The sequence below is a fragment of the Mycobacterium basiliense genome (assembly GCF_900292015.1).
In the GTDB taxonomy this organism is placed as follows: Bacteria; Actinomycetota; Actinomycetes; order Mycobacteriales; family Mycobacteriaceae; genus Mycobacterium; species Mycobacterium basiliense.
The window spans coordinates 5,277,987-5,294,553 of sequence record NZ_LR130759.1; the positions used below are offsets into that span (position 1 = coordinate 5,277,987).

Genomic DNA, 16,567 nt, shown 5'->3' on the forward strand with positions numbered 1-16,567 from the left:
TCGATATCGCCGACGGTGCCTCTATCCTGTTGACATGCATGCGGATCCGCAGCCGACAGCGGCCGCAGCGGTGAGTCATCCTCGCCGGGCGGTGATCGAACACGCATGGCGCGAGATCGGCACCGGCGTAGAAGTCCTCAGTGGCGACGACGGGGCGCCACTGAGTCGCACCATCAAACGCATCATCGATCCACTGGTGCTGCGGTTGCGCTCCAACCCCCAATATTCCGCACCGGTGGTTGCCGCCGAAATCGCCGCGGCAATGCATGACCTGATCGTTGATAGCGGTCCGCAATTGCGGTTCACGGCAGCCTGGTTCGAGATGCTCAAGATTGAGCGGCGCCGGCAACGGATTCGTAGCGGCAATGCCCAGGAGTTGTACTTCCCGGTCTGTTTCGAGCTGGCGGTGACGAAAGGTCCACCCGCGCCGGATGACCACGCCACTGCGGCGACGGTGCTCCGCGAGGTCCATCAGGGTCGGGACCGCACCGCGATCGAGGTGCTGCGACACTACGTGGCAGATTCCGAGGTCATCGCCGAACTTTCCGCCCAACTCGAGCGCAGCTGGCGTGATGTCCCAGCCCCGAAAATCGACGCGGCCAGCGCGATTGGTCCATTCCGGACCAAGCTCGGCACCGTATTGGGACCGGCCAACCGGCAGCCCGACAACCATGGGGCCGCAGCGGCTCGCCGGCGTGGGTGGGCCGTCCTGATAGCCGAAACGACGCCGCACGATCTGGGTGCGCTGATCCGGGTGGCCGCCGCGGAGCTGCCGTGGTCGATTGTCGAACTGGGATTGAGTTCGGTTGCGCCACAAAGGCCGCCAAAAGTTCAGGGTGACTCCGACGGTGACCGCCCGCTGGATCGGACCGTGGTAGACCGGGTGCGCGCTACCCTGCGCCGCGCCCTCGACCGGGACGCATTGCCCGATGTCCCGCTGTTGTGCGCCGAGGAGGTCGACCGGGCGTGCGCGCCGTGGGGACTGCTGGGCGAGGACAAGCAGACAACCTTGGTGGCCGGCATTGAGGTGGCGGTCGAGCTGGCACCCCTGGACCGATCCGCGACCGGCCGTTATGCACTGGCCGCGCAGATTCAGGCTCGGCTGCGCAAGGAGGCATACGTCCTGCATGCCAGGCGCTACCTGGCCGAGGGTGGCCCGATCCATCCGCGCCAACAACAGGTGGTCGACGAGCTCGCTGGATTCGCACAGCCGTACCTCAGCAGGCTGTGGGCACGGCTGCACGGACGCGACGTCTGGCAGGAGCCGTGCAACGACCCCGACGACGTCCGAACGCTGCTCGACGGTGTCGCCCGATCGGTGAGCCTCGACCACCGGCAACGGATCAAGGCCATGCTGGAACTGCAGCTGGAAATGCAGGTGGCCAGATGAGATTGGTTGCCGAGTCGGGCTTATGGACCACCGCTACTTCCCTTCCAGCACAGCCGACGTCACCGCTGGCGGCGGTGCTCGAGGTGAGTGGCGCGGTGTTTTCCTGGACCATCGACGACCCGGCTGCCGACGCCGCGACCCAAATAACCTTCACCGATGTGTCCCGCGCGGACTGGCTTTGGCGTGTGGTCGGTGAGTCAGGGCACGTGGCTCTCGCATCCGCGTTGGCCGAACGCACCGCCGGCGACTTCGAACTCAGTGAGGTCGACATTGCGCCGAGGTCAGTGGCCGGGTTGCGGCGACTGGCCCTGGGCCATTGGATGCGGCGCTGGTGGCCGACCAGTCAGCGGGACGGCATCGCCGAACTTGATCGGGCCCTGCTCGACGTCGAGGTCGCGCTGCTCACACTCGAGGCGCAAGGCTTTTTCACCGACGAGACCCTGGATTCGGATGTTGCCGGGCTGTTGGCGCCACATGCCGCCGATCTGTTGCCGCACGCGCGGACCGACGATCCCCGTATCCGCGACATGGTGCAAACCGGCACTCGGCTCGCCGAAGAGGTGGGCCTCGACGGCGCCCGATGGGTCGATCTGTCGGCTGCGGTGGACGGCTCCCCGGTGATCCTGACCATGCCGAGCCGACGTCGCGATGATTACGCACTGGCGGCCGGTCCTGGTACCGGTCCGGGGCCCGCGTCCCCGATTGGCGGGGGCATTGCATCGATCATCTGGAGCGCGGTGCCGCCCGGGATATTCGACGCGGCCGAGGACACCGTCGAATGGAGCGTCGAGCAGACCGGCCCGGCGGTGGTTGCCATAGTGCATGCAGCGGTCATCGGGCCGCGCCCGGCCACCGACATCCCGGTGCAAGTTCGGTCCGGCGACGTGCACGGCACCGGCGCCCTCGATGCCGGCGGCCGCGCGACGGTCCCCTTGCTTGACGCGCAGCGGCGCGCGCTGGCCGAACATGTCGCCTGGAACCACCCTTGGCCGACGACGTCAGTGGTCATCGGAGCGCGCATCTCAAGTACGGCGGAATCTCGCCAAACCCGGGAACGGGTCCGGCGTTGGGTCCGGTCGCGGTTGGACCAACCCCCCGAGGACGCCTTCCTGGCCGAGATCCTGGCCAGTGAGTCCGCGTACTAATCCACGGTCGCTAGCGCCGTCGACCTGGTCAAGCGGGTCTTTATCCCAACACGCCGATGCCGGCGGGCGCAGCGACCCACTCGTCAGGAATCAACAACGGCGCACCGGCGAGCGCTAGACCTGGACGGGGCCTAGCGAACCACGCCCGACGAGCGCACCCGGCGCCGATTCCCAGGGGCCGTGCGTTCGATATGCGACTGCCCGAAAACGCGGACATATCTGCCGGCGGTGAATAAACTCCGCATTCACCACTGCGTAAATTATTTGCTGCAGCAATTGTATGAGTGCGGCAGCGGTGAGGAGCCAGCCGATGTCGTTCGTGTCGATATCGCCGGAACTTGTAACGGCAGCTGCGGGAGATTTGGCGCGAGTGGGCTCGTCCATCAACGCAGCCAACGCGGCGGCGACGGCCTCGACGACCGAGATGCTGGCCGCAGGCGCCGACGAGGTTTCGACCCGGATTGCGGCGTTATTCAGCGGATACGGTCAGGAATACCAGGCCATCAGTGCGCAGGTGACGGCCTATCACGACCAGTTCGTACAGATGCTGCGGGTGGGGACATCCTCATACGCATCGGCCGAAGCCACCAGCGTCGAGCAGCTTTTGCTGAACCTGATCAACGCGCCTACCCAGACGCTGCTGGGGCGGCCGTTGGTCGGCGACGGCGCCAACGGTGGAACGGTCGGTGGTGTGGGCCAACCCGGTGGAGCCGGTGGGCTGCTGTTCGGCAATGGCGGTAGCGGTGGGGCCAGCACCACCCCCGGTGCGGCCGGCGGCGCCGGCGGGTCCGCGGGCCTGATCGGTAACGGCGGGGCCGGCGGAGCTGGCGGGCTCGGGGCGACCGGCGGAGCCGGTGGCTCCGGTGGCTGGCTAACCGGTGCGGGCGGGACCGGCGGCGTCGGCGGCAGTGGTGGCGGGACTGGTGGGGCCGGTGGGCCTGGTGGGTTGTTGTTTGGCGGGGGCGGGGCCGGTGGCACCGGGGGTTATGGCGGCGGCGCCGGCGGGGCCGGCGGCCAGGCGTCGATGCTGCTTGGTTCTGGCGGTGTCGGCGGGGCCGGCGGGGCGGGGACCGATGGCGGTCCCGCCGGTATGGGCGGCACCGGCGGCCGAGGCGGCGCCGGCGGCGGAGGCGGATGGTTGGCCGGCGGTGGTGCCGGTGGCGCCGGTGGTGCCGGGGGTGCCGGCGGCGTGGGCAGCGACGGCGGCGCTATCGGAGGTACCGGCGGGAACGGCGGTGTCGGCGGCGACGGCGGGGTCGGCGGCCGCGGGGCACTGCTGTTCGGCACCGGCGGCGTCGGTGGCGCCGGTGGATCCGGTGGCGTGGGCGGTGTGGGCGGGACCGGCGGCGATGGCGCCGCGGTCGGCATGGGCGGCATCGGGGGCACCGGCGGCAACGGCGGTATCGGCGGCGGCGCCGGCCAGGGCGGGGCCGGCGGTGAAGCCGGCCTGCTCTTTAGCGCTGGCGGCGCGGCGGGTAGCGCGGGCGTCGGCGGCACCGGCGGGCAAGGAGGCATGGGCGGTACGGGCGCTGCGGGTGCTAACGCGGCGAGCGGCAGCGCTGCGATGGGTGGTTCCGGGTTCGCCGGCGGCGCCGGCGGTAGCGGCGGTCAGGGCGGCAATGCTGTTGCCGGTGGCATCAACGGTTCCGGCGGCGCTGGCGGCACCGGCGGACAAGGCGGCATAGGCGGCACCGGCGGCTCCGGCGCCGACAACCCCAACGGCATCGGCCAAGACGGCGGCCAAGGCGGCGCCGGTGGCGACGCGGGCGCCGGCGGAGCCGGTGGAGCGGCCGGCACCGGAGGCACCGGCGGGACGGTCGGCACCACCGGAAACGCCGGCATCGGCGGCACCGGAGGCCAGGGCGGAGCAGGCGGGCTCGGCGGCAACGGCCAAGACGCGGCCGCCGGCAGCGGCGCCACCGGAACCGCCGGGTTCGCCGGAGGTCAGGGCGGCGCCGGCGGCACCGGCGGCAACAGCGGCACCGGTGGCACCAACGGTTCCGGCGGCGCTGGCGGCACCGGCGGACAAGGCGGCATAGGCGGCACCGGCGGCTCCGGCGCCGACAACCCCAACGGCATCGGCCAAGACGGCGGCCAAGGCGGCGCCGGTGGCGACGCGGGCGCCGGCGGAGCCGGTGGAGCGGCCGGCACCGGAGGCACCGGCGGGACGGTCGGCACCACCGGAAACGCCGGCATCGGCGGCACCGGAGGCCAGGGCGGAGCAGGCGGGCTCGGCGGCAACGGCCAAGACGCGGCCGCCGGCAGCGGCGCCACCGGAACCGCCGGGTTCGCCGGAGGTCAGGGCGGCGCCGGCGGCACCGGCGGCAACAGCGGCACCGGTGGCACCAACGGTTCCGGCGGCGCTGGCGGCACCGGCGGACAAGGCGGCATAGGCGGCACCGGCGGCTCCGGCGCCGACAACCCCAACGGCATCGGCCAAGACGGCGGCCAAGGCGGCGCCGGTGGCGACGCGGGCGCCGGCGGAGCCGGTGGAGCGGCCGGCACCGGAGGCACCGGCGGGACGGTCGGCACCACCGGAAACGCCGGCATCGGCGGCACCGGAGGCCAGGGCGGAGCAGGCGGGCTCGGCGGCAACGGCCAAGACGCGGCCGCCGGCAGCGGCGCCACCGGAACCGCCGGGTTCGCCGGAGGTCAGGGCGGCGCCGGCGGCACCGGCGGCAACAGCGGCACCGGTGGCACCAACGGTTCCGGCGGCGCTGGCGGCACCGGCGGACAAGGCGGCATAGGCGGCACCGGCGGCTCCGGCGCCGACAACCCCAACGGCATAGGCCAAGACGGCGGCCAAGGCGGCGCCGGTGGCGACGCGGGCGCCGGCGGAGCCGGTGGAGCGGCCGGCACCGGAGGCACCGGCGGGACGGTCGGCACCACCGGAAACGCCGGCATCGGCGGTGATGGCGGTCGCGGCGGCGATGGCGGCACCGGCAGTGACGGTCTGTCGGCGATCTTTCCCGGTGACGGCGATGGCGGCATCGGGTATGACGGCGGTGACGGCGGGGCCGGCGGCGCCGGCGGCAACGCCGGCCTGGGCGGCACCAACGGCAGCGGCGGCGCCGGGGGCACCGGCGGCCAAGGTGGCAACGGCGGCAACGGCGCCCAAGGCCTGGCCGATATCGGCGGGGCCGGCGGCAACGGTGGAGCCGGCGGACTCGGCGGCAACGGCGGCAACGCCGGCATCGGCGCAGGCGCCGACGGCGACGGCGGTGCGGCCGGCGCCGGCGGCACCGGCGGCCAAGGCGGCACCGGCGGTACCGGTGGCACCAACCTCGCCGGCGGTCAGGGCGGCGCCGGCGGCGAAGGCGGCCAGGGCGGCTTCGGCGGGGCCAGCACCGCCGGCATCAACGCCGACGGCGGCCAAGGCGGCAACGGCGGCACCGGCGGCCAAGGCGGTGACGGCGGCGCCAGCCTGGGCGCTACCGCCGGAATGGGCGGTACCGGCGGCGACGGCGGCGACGCCGGGGCCGGCGGCGGCGGCGGCAACGGCGGCACCACCGGCAACGCCGGCATCGCCGGTGATGGCGGTCGCGGCGGCGATGGCGGCACCGGCAGTGACGGTCTGTCGGCGATCTTTCCCGGTGACGGCGATGGCGGCATCGGGTATGACGGCGGTGACGGCGGGGCCGGCGGCGCCGGCGGCAACGCCGGCCTGGGCGGCACCAACGGCTCCGGCGGCGCCGGCGGCACCGGCGGCCAAGGTGGCAACGGCGGCAACGGCGCCCAAGGCCTGGCCGATATCGGTGGGACCGGCGGCAACGGCGGGGCCGGCGGACTCGGCGGCAACGGCGGCAACGCCGGCATCGGCGCAGGCGCCGACGGCGACGGCGGTGCGGCCGGCGCCGGCGGCACCGGCGGCCAAGGCGGCACCGGCGGCAAGGGTGACACCAACCTCGCCGGCGGTCAGGGCGGCGCCGGCGGCGAAGGCGGCCAGGGCGGCTTCGGAGGGGCCAGCACCGCCGGCATCAACGCCGACGGCGGCCAAGGCGGCAACGGCGGCACCGGCGGCCAAGGCGGTGACGGCGGCTTAGGCCTCGGTGCCTCCGCCGGAATGGGCGGTACCGGCGGCGACGGCGGCGACGCCGGGGCCGGCGGCGGCGGCGGCAACGGCGGCGCCACCGGCAACGCCGGCATCGGCGGTGACGGTGGCCAAGGCGGTGGCGGCGGCATCGGTGGCGGCGGAATTTCCCCAATCTTTCCCGGTGACGGCGACGGCGGCATCGGGTATGCCGGCGGGACCGGCGGCTCCGGCGGCGACGGCGGCAACGCCGGCCTCGGCGGCACCAACGGCAGCGGCGGCGCCGGCGGTAACGGCGGACAAGGCGGTGGCGGCGGCAACGGCGCCCAAGGCCTGGCCGATATCGGCGGCAACGGCGGCAACGGCGGAGCCGGCGGACTCGGCGGCAACGGCGGCAACGCCGGCATCGGCGCAGGCGCCGACGGCACCGGCGGCGCGGCGGGCACCGGCGGCACCGGCGGCCAAGGCGGCACCGGCGGCAAGGGTGACACCAACCTCGCCGGCGGTCAGGGCGGCGCCGGCGGCGAAGGCGGCCAGGGCGGCTTCGGCGGCGCCAGCACCGCCGGCATCAACGCCGACGGCGGCCAAGGCGGCAACGGCGGCACCGGCGGCCAAGGCGGTGACGGCGGCGCCAGCCTGGGCGCTACCGCCGGAATGGGCGGCGACGGCGGCGACGGCGGCGACGCCGGAGCCGGCGGCGGCGGCGGCAACGGCGGCACCACCGGCAACGCCGGCATCGCCGGTGATGGCGGTCGCGGCGGCGATGGCGGCACCGGCAGTGACGGTCTGTCGGCGATCTTTCCCGGTGACGGCGATGGCGGCATCGGGTATGACGGCGGTGACGGCGGCTCCGGCGGCGCCGGCGGCAACGCCGGCCTGGGCGGCGCCAACGGCTCCGGCGGCGCCGGGGGCACCGGCGGCCAAGGTGGCAACGGCGGCAACGGCGCCCAAGGCCTGGCCGATATCGGCGGGGCCGGCGGCAACGGTGGAGCCGGCGGACTCGGCGGCAACGGCGGCAACGCCGGCATCGGCGCAGGCGCCGACGGCGACGGCGGTGCGGCCGGCGCCGGCGGCACCGGCGGCCAAGGCGGCACCGGCGGTACCGGTGGCACCAACCTCGCCGGCGGTCAGGGCGGCGCCGGCGGCGAAGGCGGCCAGGGCGGCTTCGGCGGGGCCAGCACCGCCGGCATCAACGCCGACGGCGGCCAAGGCGGCAACGGCGGCACCGGCGGCCAAGGCGGTGACGGCGGCGCCAGCCTGGGCGCTACCGCCGGAATGGGCGGTACCGGCGGCGACGGCGGCGACGCCGGGGCCGGCGGCGGCGGCGGCAACGGCGGCACCACCGGCAACGCCGGCATCGCCGGTGATGGCGGTCGCGGCGGCGATGGCGGCACCGGCAGTGACGGTCTGTCGGCGATCTTTCCCGGTGACGGCGATGGCGGCATCGGGTATGACGGCGGTGACGGCGGGGCCGGCGGCGCCGGCGGCAATGCCGGCCTGGGCGGCACCAACGGCTCCGGCGGCGCCGGGGGCACCGGCGGCCAAGGTGGCAACGGCGGCAACGGCGCCCAAGGCCTGGCCGATATCGGTGGGACCGGCGGCAACGGTGGAGCCGGCGGGCTCGGCGGCAACGGCGGCAACGCCGGCATCGGCGCAGGCGCCGACGGCGACGGCGGTGCGGCCGGCGCCGGCGGCACCGGCGGCCAAGGCGGCACCGGCGGCAAGGGTGACACCAACCTCGCCGGCGGTCAGGGCGGCGCCGGCGGCGAAGGCGGCCAGGGCGGCTTCGGAGGGGCCAGCACCGCCGGCATCAACGCCGACGGCGGCCAAGGCGGCAACGGCGGCACCGGCGGCCAAGGCGGTGACGGCGGCTTAGGCCTCGGTGCCTCCGCCGGAATGGGCGGTACCGGCGGCGACGGCGGCGACGCCGGGGCCGGCGGCGGCGGCGGCAACGGCGGCGCCACCGGCAACGCCGGCATCGGCGGTGACGGTGGCCAAGGCGGTGGCGGCGGCATCGGTGGCGGCGGAATTTCCCCAATCTTTCCCGGTGACGGCGACGGCGGCATCGGGTATGCCGGCGGGACCGGCGGCTCCGGCGGCGACGGCGGCAACGCCGGCCTCGGCGGCACCAACGGCAGCGGCGGCGCCGGCGGTAACGGCGGACAAGGCGGTGGCGGCGGCAACGGCGCCAACGCCACCAACGGTCTGGCCGACACCGGCGGAAACGGCGGCAACGGCGGAGCCGGCGGACTCGGCGGCAACGGCGGCAACGCCGGCATCGGCGCAGGCGCCGACGGCACCGGCGGCGCGGCGGGCACCGGCGGCAACGGCGGCCAAGGCGGCACCGGCGGCACCGGTGGCACTGGCTTCAGCGCGTCCGGTACCGGCGGTCAGGGCGGCGCCGGCGGCCAAGGCGGCCAGGGCGGCTTCGGCGGCGCCAGCACCGCCGGCATCAACGCCGACGGCGGCCAAGGCGGCAACGGCGGTACCGGCGGCCAAGGTGGCCAAGGCGCCGACACCCTGGGCGCTACCGCCGGAATGGGCGGCTCCGGCGGCGACGGCGGCGACGCCGGAGCCGGCGGCGGCGGCGGCAACGGCGGCACCAACGGCAACGCCGGCATCGCTGGCGACGGCGGCCGCGGCGGCGATGGCGGCGCCGGTAAGGACGGCGTGTCGGCGGTCGTGCCCGGTGACGGCGATGGCGGCATCGGGTACGACGGCGGTGACGGCGGCTCCGGCGGCGCTGGCGGCAACGCCGGCCTGGGCGGCACCAACGGCAGCGGCGGCGCCGGCGGAAACGGCGGCAACGGCGGAAACGGCGGCATCGGAGCCCCAGGCGTGGCCGACACCGGCGGCAACGGCGGCAACGGCGCCGCCGGCGGAAACGGCGGCAACGGCGGCAATGCCGGCATCGGCGCTGGGGCCGATGGCGACGGCGGCGCGGCGGGCACCGGTGGCAACGGCGGCAACGGCGGCACCGGCGGCAACGGCGGCAACGACATGGCCGGCGGCCAGGGCGGCGCCGGCGGCCAGGGCGGACAGGGCGGCCTAGGCGGCGCCAGCACCGCCGGCATCAACGCCGACGGCGGCCAAGGCGGCAACGGCGGCACCGGCGGCCAAGGCGGCACCGGCGGGGCCGTTGACTTCAGCGACGGCGGAAGCGGCGGCAACGGCGGCAACGGCGGCGACGCCGGAGCCGGCGGGGCCGGCGGCAACGGCGGCACCACCGGCGACGCCGGCATCGCCGGTGACGGTGGCCGCGGCGGCGATGGCGGCACCGGCGGCGACGGTATCGCCGCTGGATTCTCGGGCTTTACCGGCGGGGCCGGCGGGGACGGTGGCGCCGGCGGCAACGCCGGCCTGGGCGGCACCAACGGCAGCGGCGGCGCTGGAGGCAGCGGCGGGACCGGTGGGACGGGCGGCGTCGGCACCTCCGGCGCCGGTCAATTCGCCGCTGGCGGGAACGGCGGGAACGGCGGCAGCGGCGGGACCGGGGGCAACGGCGGCAACGCCGGTATCGGCTTAGGCGCCGACGGCGACGGCGGCGCGGCCGGCACCGGCGGCAACGGCGGCAACGGCGGCAATGGGGGCAACGGCGACGGCGGCTTCAGCGGTGGCCACGGCGGTTCCGGTGGTGAGGGCGGTCAAGGCGGCTTCGGCGGCGCCAGCACCGCCGGCATCAACGCCGATGGCGGTACCGGCGGGGACGGCGGCCAAGGCGGCCAGGGCGGCGACGGCGGAGCCGGGACCGGCTTCGACGCCGGCTCCGGTGGTCGGGGCGGCGACGGCGGCGCCGCGGGCGCGGGCGGTGGCGGCGGCAACGGCGGCAACACCGGTAGCGCCGGCATCGGCGGCGACGGCGGCCGTGGCGGCGACGGCGGCAACGGCGGGAGCGGCCTCAATACCGGTGACGCCGGGTTTGCCGGCGGCCTCGGTGGCGACGGCGGCACCGGCGGCGATGCAGGTGCCGGGGGCACCAACGGCGCCGGCGGTGCCGGTGGCAGCGGCGGCGACGGCGGCGACGGGCGCTCCGGCGCCGCGGGCCAGGGCTCTGACGGCGACACCGGCGGCGACGGCGGAGCCGGCGGCGACGGCGGAAACGGCGGCAACGCCGGGATCGGTTTGGGCGCCGATGGCGACGGCGGTGCCGCGGGCACCGGCGGCAATGGCGGAGCCGGCGGCGACGGCGGCACCGGCAGCGACGACTTCAACGGCGGCCAGGGCGGCAAGGGCGGCCAGGGCGGCCAGGGCGGCCTCGGCGGCGCCAGTAGCTCTGGCATCAACGCCGACGGCGGCCAAGGCGGCAATGGCGGGCAAGGCGGCAAGGGCGGCACCGGCGGTGACAGCACCGTGGGCACCGGAGGCAACGGCGGTGTCGGCGGTGCTGGTGGCGATGCCGGTGAGGGCGGTGCGGCCGGCAACGGCGGGATGGCGGGCAACGCCGGCGTCGGCGGCGACGGTGGTCAAGGCGGCCACGGGGGCGACGGCAAACCCGGCGAACCGTTCGGGGGCGCCCTCGGCCGTGACGGAGGCATGGGCGGCACCGGCGGCGACGGCGGCGACGGCGGCAACGCGGGCGCCGGCGGCACCAATGGCAACGGCGGGGCCGGTGGCATCGGCGGGAACGGCGGCGACGGCGATTTGGGATCCTCCATTACTGCCGCCGGCACCGGCGGTGCAGGCGGGACGGGCGGCAACGGCGGTAACGCGGGCACCGGCATCGGGGCCGACGGAAGCGGCGGCGCCGCCGGTACCGGTGGCAATGGCGGCAACGGCGGTCCAGGCGCATTCGGGGGCCTCGGTGCCAACGAAAAGGGTGGCACCGGTGGGGCCGGGGGCCAGGGCGGCCAAGGCGGCCTCGGCGGGCTGAGCAGCAACGGTATCAGCGCAGACGGTGGCACCGGCGGCAACGGCGGCACCGGCGGAGACGGCGGCAGAGGCAGTCACGGCAGCGGCCTTGTCATTGCTGGTGATGGTGGCGACGGCGGTGCTGGCGGGGCCGCGGGCGCCGGCGGCGGCGGGGGCAATGGGGGTGCCGTCGGCGACGCCGGCATCGGCGGTGACGGCGGCACCGGTGGCGGCGGCGGCACCGGCAGCGCCAGCCCCAGCACCTTGCTACCAGGACTTTCCGGCGGCGACGGCGGGATCGGCGGAAACGGCGGCGACGCAGGCATCGGTGGAACCAACGGCAACGGAGGCCAAGGCGGCGAAGGCGGACGCGGCGGGCAGGGTCGCTTCGGTGCCGCCGGCGTCGGCGGCGATGGCCAAGACGCCGGTGTCGGGGGTGTTGGCGGAAAGGGCGGTGACGGTGGGAACGCAGGTTCTGGCCTCGGCGCGGCCGGCGCCGGCGGGGAGGGCGGTACCGGCGGTACCGGCGGCAACGGCGGCACCGGGGGGGCCGGCGATACCGACTTCGACGGCGGCAACGGCGGCAACGGCGGCAACGGCGGGCAAGGCGGCCAAGGCGGGGTCAGCAGCGACGGAATCGGCGCCGATGGCGGCGTTGGCGGCACCGGCGGCAGGGGCGGTTTGGGTGGCAATGGCGGCGGCAGCGGCGCCGGCGGTGATGGCGGCGGAGGCGGCAACGGGGGGACCGGCGGCACCGGCGGCACCAGCACGGCCCCCGGCGAGCCCGGCGGCACCGGCGGCGACGGCGGCACCGGCGGCGACGGCGGCACCGGCGGCGAAGGCGCACCTCCGGGCGCCGGCGGCGGCTTCGGCAGCGGGGGTAGCGGCGGCGCCGGCGGCACCCCCGACGGCGACGCCGGAAACGACGGCAGCGATGGCAGCGACGGCGACCCGGGGAACCCGGTCATCCTCCCCTGAATCCCGCAACGCCCCACCGGCGGCGCGTCGTCAAATTCACTGTCGGCGGAGGCCAGCCGTAGCGTGCTGTGATCCCGGATATCTCCGCCGGGCATCCGATGCGCGAGGTTGTCGCCAAATCTTTGTCGCGTCGACCTCGGCTCGTCACAATGGAATTCTCTAAGCAGGCCGCCGCGGCGGAAGCCCGGACAATAAAGACAGTCGGCTAACTTTGTGCCGCTGTCGCGAGTCCCAGAACTTAGTGAATGTGTAGTGACCCGGCGGGTAATTGGCGAAGGGGAATATCCGATCAAGGAGTGTTTAAATACCATCCCCCAACCGAAGACCTAAACGGGCCGCACCCGAAGGGGACGCCCGTACCGGCTCGACGAACGTTCGGCGAACCAGCCCCACGCGCGCGGGGTCGATAGCCGGCTAGCCGCCAGTACCGCGAAACGTGGTGATCAATGGCAATGTAACCGTTGGGTTTTCGTGATAATCCTCAATAGAGTCGCCGATGCTCGCGGCCGATGCAGCCCTGCGGAACGGCTAAGCCGGCGGCAATGTGACCGATACCGCGTGGGCCCCCTGGGTATCAGCACGGTCGATGTTTTTACGCCGACATGGCGACGGGACAGTCAAGCCTTTTGCGCCGGTGCACTTTGACCCAAACTCGGCGACCGACTTACCGTAGCGGCCCGTCGGATTACATCGGCCAGAGAAGGTGAATTGTCGAGGTGCTGGATTACGGATTACTGCCGCCAGAAATCAACTCGGCCCGGATATATTCCGGCCCTGGACCCGGGTCGATGCTGGCGGCCGCCACAGCCTGGGATCTACTCGCCACGGGGTTGGAGTCTTTCTCTCGCGGCTACCGCTCACTGCTCTCTCGGCTGCACGGCGAGGGTTGGTCGGGTAGCGCGGCAGAAGCCATGGCTGGCGCGGTAGCTCCGTATGCGGCCTGGGCGACAACGGCAAGGGCCCAAGCCGAGGATGCCGGTAGGCGGATTCGGGCCGCTGTGGCGGCGTACGAGGCGGCGCTCGGTGCAATGGTGCCGCCATCGTTGGTCACGGCCAATCGGACTCGATTGGCAACTTTGGTCGAGACCAACATATTCGGGCAGAACACGACCATGATCGGGGTTACCGAGGCTGCATATCAGGAGATGTGGGCTCAGGACGTCGCAGCGATGTATCAATATGCCGCGTCCTCGGCGGCCGCGGCTACTCTGACTCCGTTCAGCGACCCGCCACAGACCACAAGCGCCGCCGGGCAATCCGCCGCGGTCTGCGCCGCAGTGAGCAGTTCGACCGCCGGCTTCACTCAGTCAACCCTGGCTCAGCTGACCGCAAGCGCACCCCAGCAGCTACAAGCGCTTGCCGGTGCGGGAATTTCGAGCACTTCCGCCCCTTGGCAGGAGTTGGAATCGCTGTTGCTCAAACTATTCAGCGATTTCAACACATTTGTCGGACCAATCAACCTCGCCGACGGACTCAGTCGTACATACACGTCAGCAGGAAGCTACGTGTCCGCACTTCTTCGATCCAGCGCCCAGTCGGCCGGGACCGCGGCTGCGGCTGCGCAAGGCGCCGCAAAAGCGGCCAGCACTGCGGCCGCTTCAGCTAGCACGCCCGGTGCTGCGCTTCTCACCACCGGTAGCGCGACTAGCGTTGGGGCGTTGTCTGTCCCGCAGAGTTGGGCAGTGACAGCATCAGCGGCCAGCTCTGCGACCCAGCCGAACTGGCTGTCCGAGGCAGCCGGCGAGGCTGGCCCGTCCTGGCACGAAGTCTCGGATCCCAACGTGTGGCACGGTGTGCCGTCAACCGGAGTCGGGAGCTCGCCGGGCTCGTCACTGCGTCCCACGGTCAGCAACGCACTGCGTGTGGCGCCACGCAAGTTCCAAATCCCGCGCCCCGCCTTCGGCGGCTAGTGGCCGTCTCGGCACACAACGTCAAGTCCTACATCGTTACGAGCGAAGGTTGCTCAGATTGAGAAAGGCCGCCCGATGGACGATTTCGGGTTACTACCGCCTGAGATAAATTCGGCCAGAATGTATTACGGCCCCGGCTCAGCGCCCATGTTGGCTGCGGCGACGGCATGGGATGAGCTTGCCGCGCAACTTGAGCGGTATGTCGCGGGGTGCTATTCCGTGCTGTCGGCGTTACAGGGACAGACGTGGAGCGGAGCAGCGTCCATAGCTATGTCCAACGCCATGACACCGCAAGCCACCTGGGCAACTGCGACCGCCATGCAGGCCGAGCAATCTGCAAGTCAGGCGAGGGCGGCCGCAGCCGCCTATGAGACGGCCTACGCTGCCACCGTTCCACCGACGGCAATTGCGGACAACCGCTTGCTATTGTCAATACTGTTGGCCACCAACTACTTCGGGCAAAATTTGCCGGCAATCGCGGCCACCGACACTGCGTACGCAGAGATGTGGGCCCAAGACGCCGCCGCCATGTACAGTTACGCCACCGCCTCGGCGGCGGCGACCACATTGTCGCCGTTCACCTGGCCGCCACCGTTCACAAACGGTAGCGACCAGCCTGCTCAGTCGGCCGCTGCAACCCGAGCCGCCAGCGCCTCGAAGATCGAGATCCAGTTAGCCCAGTCACAGCTGATGTCTGTCGTTCCTCATCGCTTACCCACCATTGCGGTCGGGCCGATTGCAAATTCCGGCGCGTCGTCCCGCTTTCCGGCCGATGCCTTCTCCGCGATGCTTAGGGTCTTCAAGGACATCGATACCCTCATCGTCGGACCGCTGCAGCCGCTATGGTCGACAACCTATGCAGTGTTTTCAACGGCACAGTTCGTGATCGGGGCTCAGCAGGCCCAACTCCAAGCGGCTAAAGCTGCGGTTCAGGCGACTACTTCCGGGGTTGCCGCCTCACCGTCGGCAACAGTTCGCGGCCTGGCACTTGCCCGGATGGGCGATGCCGGATCGCGGGGAGGACTGTCGGTCCCCGCAAGTTGGCCGGCAACAAGTCCGCTCACGGGCAACGCGTCCGGTTCACCATCGTTATCGCACACCGGTTTTCGAGATATTCCCGCCACGTCTGGTTCCCCGACGATCAACACGACCGGCGCAATGCCTATGGCAGGCAACGGACGACGACCCCCGGGCCGCCTCGTGTTGCGCAGCGGCCGGCACACGTTCAAGATGCCTCGCCCCGTCGTCGGCGGATAGACGGCGCTCACGTCGCGGAACACGGCCTCGGCAGTCGGCCCGGTGCGGGACTGCGTCAACAGACGTCGACCATCGCGGAGCGCTGTTAGTTGAACTTGCCGGCGAGGGCATGGTTCCCCGAACGCGAAAAGGGACAATCGGATTGCACGTTGGCGACGCTACCCAAGCGCGACCGGAACTTCTGCGTCTTCACCAGATGTGCGGTCCAGCAGCGGTTGCGCCAGGCCGAGGCAAGCCGCCATCGCGTCTCCGGCCGCGCCGACCTCGCCCGCGCTGATAGCTATGTAGACGTCTTGATGGCGAGCGATCGACGCGGCTTCATGCTCAGCGTCGCCCGCGTTCATAACCGCCTCGATAGCAGGCTTCAGGGTCGTCGTGAACGACCGGAACAGGTCAATCAGAATCGGATTGCGACTTGCCACAGCGATAGCAAGATGGAACTCCAAGTCGGCCTCGGCGGCGATTCGGGTGTTTTCGAACTCCAACGCCGACCGTCGACGATCTAGAGCCTGCTGCATTCGCTGCAGATCCTCTGCGCTGCGATTCCGAGCGGCCATTTTCGCCAACTGAACCTCGAGCACGTTCCTAGCGTCATAGATCTCGGTCATGGTGGCGCGTCGGAGCCGATCGTTCCAGGCGTCCGAAATCGGCGTACCCACGACGTAGGTGCCCGAGCCTTGCCGCTTGTCCAGCACGCCCGCGTGGGCAAGCACTCGTACCGCTTCGCGAAGCGTCGAGCGGCCAACACCGAGCATGTCCATCAGCTGGGGTTCGGCAGGCAACTTCGACCCCACAGCAAACACTCCCGTAGAGACCCGCCGCTGTATTTCCTTGACCACCCGGTCAACCAGCCGAGATTCCGATCGAGAACCCCTACCTGACATGCCTGCGATTGTATGCCCATGCACGCGCACGGTTAGCAATGGCGGATGACGGCCGCCGGTCTGCGCTGGCGCCACGACGGTCGCCCGGAGCGAACATTCCCACTCGCTGTCTCGATGGACTCGAC

At 72.9% G+C, this 16,567-nt stretch carries 6 protein-coding genes and 1 pseudogene; 6 read left to right on the forward strand and 1 reads right to left on the reverse strand.

Annotated elements, in window-relative coordinates:
• Positions 1 to 34: 34 nt before the first annotated feature.
• From MB901379_RS22575 to MB901379_RS22595, 6 genes and pseudogenes are all read left to right on the forward strand, one after another.
• Positions 35 to 1,390 carry a hypothetical protein gene (locus MB901379_RS22575; protein WP_158018632.1) on the forward strand — a complete coding sequence of 452 codons (1,356 nt, stop codon included), beginning with the start codon at positions 35 to 37 and terminating at the stop codon, positions 1,388 to 1,390.
• Complete coding sequence (locus tag MB901379_RS22580; RefSeq protein ID WP_158018633.1) at positions 1,387 to 2,535, forward strand: hypothetical protein; 1,149 nt, start codon at positions 1,387 to 1,389, stop codon at positions 2,533 to 2,535. Before MB901379_RS22575 ends, MB901379_RS22580 begins: the two co-directional genes overlap by 4 nt.
• A gap of 310 nt (positions 2,536 to 2,845) precedes the next feature.
• Positions 2,846 to 6,424: pseudogene (locus MB901379_RS25455) on the forward strand (PE family protein); the annotation flags it as partial.
• A gap of 1,416 nt (positions 6,425 to 7,840) precedes the next feature.
• Complete coding sequence (locus tag MB901379_RS25460) at positions 7,841 to 12,391, forward strand: PE family protein (protein ID WP_456319955.1); 4,551 nt, start codon at positions 7,841 to 7,843, stop codon at positions 12,389 to 12,391.
• Positions 12,392 to 13,107: 716 nt separating this feature from the next.
• On the forward strand, positions 13,108 to 14,301 hold the full coding sequence (locus MB901379_RS22590; RefSeq protein WP_158018635.1) for a PPE family protein: 1,194 nt from the start codon (positions 13,108 to 13,110) through the stop codon (positions 14,299 to 14,301).
• Positions 14,302 to 14,376: 75 nt separating this feature from the next.
• On the forward strand, positions 14,377 to 15,558 hold the full coding sequence (locus tag MB901379_RS22595) for a PPE family protein (protein WP_158018636.1): 1,182 nt from the start codon (positions 14,377 to 14,379) through the stop codon (positions 15,556 to 15,558).
• 158 nt (positions 15,559 to 15,716) lie between these two features.
• On the opposite strand, the gene MB901379_RS22600 is transcribed toward MB901379_RS22595, so the two are convergent.
• On the reverse strand, positions 15,717 to 16,442 hold the full coding sequence (locus tag MB901379_RS22600; protein WP_158018637.1) for a FadR/GntR family transcriptional regulator: 726 nt from the start codon (positions 16,440 to 16,442) through the stop codon (positions 15,717 to 15,719).
• Positions 16,443 to 16,567 lie beyond the last annotated feature (125 nt).

Excerpts from the sequence above, each read along its gene's own strand:
- MB901379_RS22575 (WP_158018632.1), top strand. The coding sequence starts at position 35 with ATGCATGCGGATCCGCAGCCGACAGCGGCCGCAGCGGTGAGTCATCCT.
- MB901379_RS22595 (WP_158018636.1), top strand. The coding sequence starts at position 14,377 with ATGGACGATTTCGGGTTACTACCGCCTGAGATAAATTCGGCCAGAATG.
- MB901379_RS22600 (WP_158018637.1), bottom strand. The coding sequence starts at position 16,442 with ATGTCAGGTAGGGGTTCTCGATCGGAATCTCGGCTGGTTGACCGGGTG.
- MB901379_RS22580 (WP_158018633.1), top strand. The coding sequence starts at position 1,387 with ATGAGATTGGTTGCCGAGTCGGGCTTATGGACCACCGCTACTTCCCTT.
- MB901379_RS25460 (WP_456319955.1), top strand. The coding sequence starts at position 7,841 with ATGGGCGGTACCGGCGGCGACGGCGGCGACGCCGGGGCCGGCGGCGGC.